The sequence below is a fragment of the uncultured Nevskia sp. genome (assembly GCF_903885465.1).
Lineage (GTDB): Bacteria > Pseudomonadota > Gammaproteobacteria > Nevskiales > Nevskiaceae > Nevskia.
Map to the genome: position 1 here is coordinate 1 of NZ_CAISIQ010000220.1, position 4,617 is coordinate 4,617.

4 protein-coding genes are annotated in these 4,617 nt (G+C 64.2%); all 4 read right to left on the bottom strand.

From position 1 onward, the window contains the following. A partial coding sequence (glyA, locus tag QZY06_RS08235; RefSeq protein WP_295682706.1) for a serine hydroxymethyltransferase occupies positions 1-820 on the bottom strand: 820 nt, incomplete at its 3' end. 116 nt (positions 821-936) lie between these two features. After that, complete coding sequence (gene nadA, locus QZY06_RS08240; protein WP_295682709.1) at positions 937-2,034, bottom strand: quinolinate synthase NadA; 1,098 nt, start codon at positions 2,032-2,034, stop codon at positions 937-939. 142 nt (positions 2,035-2,176) lie between these two features. Then, positions 2,177-3,544, bottom strand: a complete 1,368-nt coding sequence (locus tag QZY06_RS08245) for a hypothetical protein (RefSeq protein ID WP_295682712.1) — start codon at positions 3,542-3,544, stop codon at positions 2,177-2,179. Positions 3,545-3,550: 6 nt separating this feature from the next. Then, a partial coding sequence (aspS, locus tag QZY06_RS08250; RefSeq protein ID WP_295682715.1) for an aspartate--tRNA ligase occupies positions 3,551-4,617 on the bottom strand: 1,067 nt, incomplete at its 5' end.

Consider the following 4,617-nt stretch of genomic DNA (forward strand, 5'->3'; position numbering starts at 1 on the left):
CGGCTCCACCGAATACATCCTGCGCATCGTCCGCGCTGCCGAGCCGGGCTCGCACTGGCTGGTCGGCACCGAACTGAACCTGGTCAACCGTCTCCGCGAGGATGATGCCGCCGCGCGGGCCGCGCAGCGTCTTGTGCGTTGTGCTGGTGACGACGTGGGCGTACGGCAGCGGGCTTGGGTACTCACCGGCAGCAACCAGACCGGCGACGTGCGCCATGTCGACCCAGAAATAGGCGCCGACCTTGTCGGCGATCTCGCGCATCCGCTTCCAGTCCTTGACGCGCGAATAAGCCGAGAAGCCGCCGATCAGCAGCTTCGGCTTGTGCTCCAGCGCCAGGCGCTCCATCTCGTCGTAGTTGATCAGGCCGGTTTCCGGGTCCAGACCGTAGGGCACGATCTTGTACTGCTTGCCGGAGAAATTCGCCGGATGGCCGTGGGTCAGGTGACCGCCCTGCGCCAGGTTCATGCCCATCACCACGTCGCCCGGATTGACCAGCGACAGGAAGATCGCCGCGTTCGCCTGGGCGCCGGAATGCGGCTGCACGTTGGCGTAATCGCAGTTGAACAGCTGCTTGACGCGGTCGATCGCCAGCTGCTCGGCAATGTCGGCGAACTCGCAGCCGCCGTAATAACGCTTGCCCGGATAACCCTCGGCGTACTTGTTGGTCAGCTGGCCGCCCTGCGCTTCCATCACCGCCGGGCTGGCGTAGTTCTCGGACGCGATCAACTCGATATGCGCCTCCTGACGGCCGGCTTCGGCGACCAGGGCGGCGTTGAGTTCGGGATCGGACTGGGCGAGTGCAGGGGCGTTGGTGTACATGGCGATTGCAGATCAAAGATGAAAGGAAACGGGTTCACGCAAAGGCGCAAAGACGCGAAGAAAGACACAAGAACGTTTCAAGGCTTTTCTTGGCGTCTTGGCGTGAGGAATGCTTTTTAATCGACGACTTCCATCATCAGATCGAGCGCGCGGCGCGCCGGCACGGCGATCTCCTGCGGGACCCGGATGCGGTTGACGACGGTTCCGGCAACCAGGTTGTCGAGCACCCAGGCGAGATGCTGCGGATCGGTGCGGAACATCGTCGAGCACATGCAGACCATCGGCGACATGAACTGCACGGTCACGCCCTTCGGCTTCATCTCGTCGCGGAGACGGTTGACCAGGTTCAGTTCGGTGCCGACCAGCCAGTGCGAGCCCGGCTCGGCAGCGCGGACGATGCGCAGGATGTATTCGGTGGAGCCGACGAAATCCGAGGCCTGACAGACCTCGTAGGAATTCTCCGGATGGCTGATGACGTGGCCGTTCGGCACTTCGCGGCGGAACTTCTCGATCTGCGCCGGATGGAACATCTGGTGTACGGAGCAGAAGCCCTTCCAGAGGATGATCCGAGCGTTGCGGATCTCGTCGTCGGTCAGGCCGCCGCGGGGCTTCATGAAGTCCCAGGTGACCATCTGTTCGAGCGGGATGCCCATGGTCAGGCCAGTGTTGCGGCCGAGATGCTGGTCCGGAAAGAACAGCACTTTCTCGCGCCGGCCGAACGACCATTCGAGCACCGCACGGGCATTGCTCGAGGTGCAGACGATGCCGCCGTGATTGCCGCAGAAGGCTTTGAGATCGGCCGCCGAATTGATGTAGGTGACCGGCGTGACCATCTCGTCCGGATCGAGGATCGATGACAACTCCTCCCAGCACTTGCGGACCTTGACCAGATTCGCCATGTCGGCCATCGAACAGCCGGCGGCGAGATCGGGAAGGATCACGTTGCGCTGGCCATCGGTGACGATGTCGGCGACTTCGGCCATGAAGTGCACGCCACAGAACACGATGTATTCGGCCGTGGTCTTGGCGGCAAGCTGCGACAGCTTCAGCGAATCGCCCGAGAAATGGGCGTGCTTGAACACTTCGTCGCGCTGGTAGTGATGGCCGAGAATGGCCAGACGATCGCCGAGGATCGCTTTCGCGGCCTCGATGCGGGCATCGCAGGACTCGTCGTCCAGCAGGTTGAACTGATCGATCTTCAAAGCGGCTGACATGCCGGACCTCCTTCGATCGCCGCCAGCGGCGCTGTGCGGCAGTGCGTCATTTTAGTCGAACTACCCCGCCCGGGCCCTGCCTCGACCGAATGGCACCATCTTCGATGGCGCCAATCCGGCCTGAGCCGTCCCTGCTACGTCTTCAGGGCGCGGGTGTAGGCGTGGCAGTAGTCGTGAACGACGCCGTGGCAGTGAACGGCGCCGTGCCCGCGGTATCGGTCGGATTGGCCACCGAGGCGGTGATCTTCGCGGTGCCAACGGTCGGGCCACCAGAAACCACCTGACCGGCGGTCTGGGTGTTGTTGCTGACGTTGACGATGGCCGTGTTTTCCGAGGTGAACAGCGTGCGGCGCGTGACGTCCTGCGTCTTGCCGCTGGCGTAGGTACCGGTGACGACCAGCGGCGTGATCAGGTTGCTGCCAGCCGGGAACGTCACTTCGGCCGGCGCCATCGAGATACCGTTCAGCACGTCGACCGCCGTGGAGACCGATACCACCTGCGTCGGGAACACCGTCCCGTCGGCGGCGTCCGTCTTGCCGACGGTGAACGCGGCACTGACATCGGTTGATCCCGCCGTCAGCGAGCTGAGCAGGTTGGTAATTCCGGGCACCAGATTGAAGGCCGCGACCGCCGTGTTCGTCGAGGTGTACACCGCCTGGAGGCTGATGTCTTGCTGCGGTCCACCGTCGCCGAAGTCGGCCAGCACGGTGAACGGCTGAGTATTGCCGACGATCAGGGGATCGGTAGCCAGCGCCGGCGGCGGCACCATGGTGATCGCCGTGATCGGCGCCACGGTGATCGCGGTGTCCACAGTGCTCGAGCAGGACGCGAACGAGACGCGGGCGACCAGCGGATCGCCCGCGGTGACACCGACGATCACGCCACTGGCCGGATCGATCGTTGCCACCGCGGTGTTCGGCGTGACGAACGCCCAGGCCGCAGCCGCATCGACATTGACGGTTGCGCCGTCGAGGATCGCCTGCACATCGAGATCGATGGCCGTATTCGGACCGATACGCATCGCACCGCCGGGAATATCGGTGGCGATATTGGTCTGCGGATTCTTGGCCTGAACGAAGAAACCGCTCGGCGTGCCGACGGTGATGACGATCGAATCGGAGAAGCCGCTGAACGTCGCGGTGACCGTCGAAGTGCCCGGCGTAATCGGCGTCAGCACACCCGGCTGGTAGAAACCGACCGCAGGCGACGGCAGCGGCTCATCGCCATTGCTGACTCGTACCACATCCGGGTTCGAACTGGTCCAGCGCACCCGCTGAGTGAAGTCGGCGAGACCGCCATCATCGAAGACCAGGGTGGCCGAAACGCCAGTGCGCAGGCACTGGAAGACCCGGCCGGACGCGCCATCGACCGTGCCGTCCGGCGAATTGACGATCAGACGGACCGGACCGGCACCGCTGCCGATCGGATCACAGCCCGACAGGCCAAGAAGGCTTGCGCAGAACAGCAGCGACAACAGGGCACGGACACCCGACAGGCGAAACTTGATCATTGGACCTCAGGCCTCGGTAACGGAAACGGCACGCGGAGCCGCTGCCGGAGAGACAGTGGAACGGATCGACAGTTCGCGCAGCTGCTTGCCATCGACCGTGCCGGGGGCATTGGTCAGCGGGCAATGGGCGGTCTGGGTCTTCGGGAAAGCAATCACTTCGCGGATCGAGCTCGCGCCCGTCATCAGCATCACCAGACGGTCCAGACCGAGCGCGATACCGCCATGCGGCGGCGCGCCGAACTTCAGCGCGTCGAGCAGGAAGCCGAACTTCTCGCGGGCTTCCTCGTCGGAAATGCCGAGCAGGCGGAACACCGCGCTCTGTACATCGGCGCGATGGATACGGACCGAACCGCCGCCCACTTCCACGCCATTGAGCACCAGGTCATAGCCCTGCGACAACACGGTGCCCGGGTTGGCTTCGATGTCGGCGACGTCGAACACCTTCGGTGCCGTGAACGGGTGATGCAGCGCCACCCAGCGGCCGTCGTCCTCGTCGAACATCGGCCAGTCGACCACCCACAGCGCGCGCCAGCCCGGCGCGGTGAAGCCGTGATCGAGCCCGACCTTGATGCGCAGCGCGCCCATGGCGTCGCAGACGATCTTGTACTTGTCGGCACCGAAAAACAGCAGATCGCCGTCGACGGCGCCGCTGCGGCTGATGATGCCAGCGAGTGCGGCGTCGGACAGATTCTTGACGATCGGCGACTGCAGGCCGTCGCGGCCCTTCGCGGTCCACTCGTTGACCTTGATCCAGGCCAGGCCACGGGCGCCGTACTGGCCGACCATCTTGGTGTAATCGTCGATCTGCGAACGCGGAATCTTGCCGCCACCCGGCACCCGCATGACCACCACGCGGCTCTTCGGATCGGACGCCGGTGCGGCGAACACCTTGAACTCGGAATCGGCGACGAGATCCTTGATCTCGACCAGTTCCAGCGGGTTGCGCAGATCCGGCTTGTCCGAGCCGAAACGGCCCATCGCGTCGGCGTAGCTCAGGTGCGGCAGCTTGCCCAGAACGACGTTCATCACCGACTGGAACAGGTCGACGAACATCACCTCGATCATCGCCATGA

What these genes read in the sequence shown, in the direction of transcription:
- QZY06_RS08245 (WP_295682712.1), bottom strand. Translation starts at nt 3,544, where the DNA reads ATGATCAAGTTTCGCCTGTCGGGTGTCCGTGCCCTGTTGTCGCTGCTG.
- nadA (WP_295682709.1), bottom strand. Translation starts at nt 2,034, where the DNA reads ATGTCAGCCGCTTTGAAGATCGATCAGTTCAACCTGCTGGACGACGAG.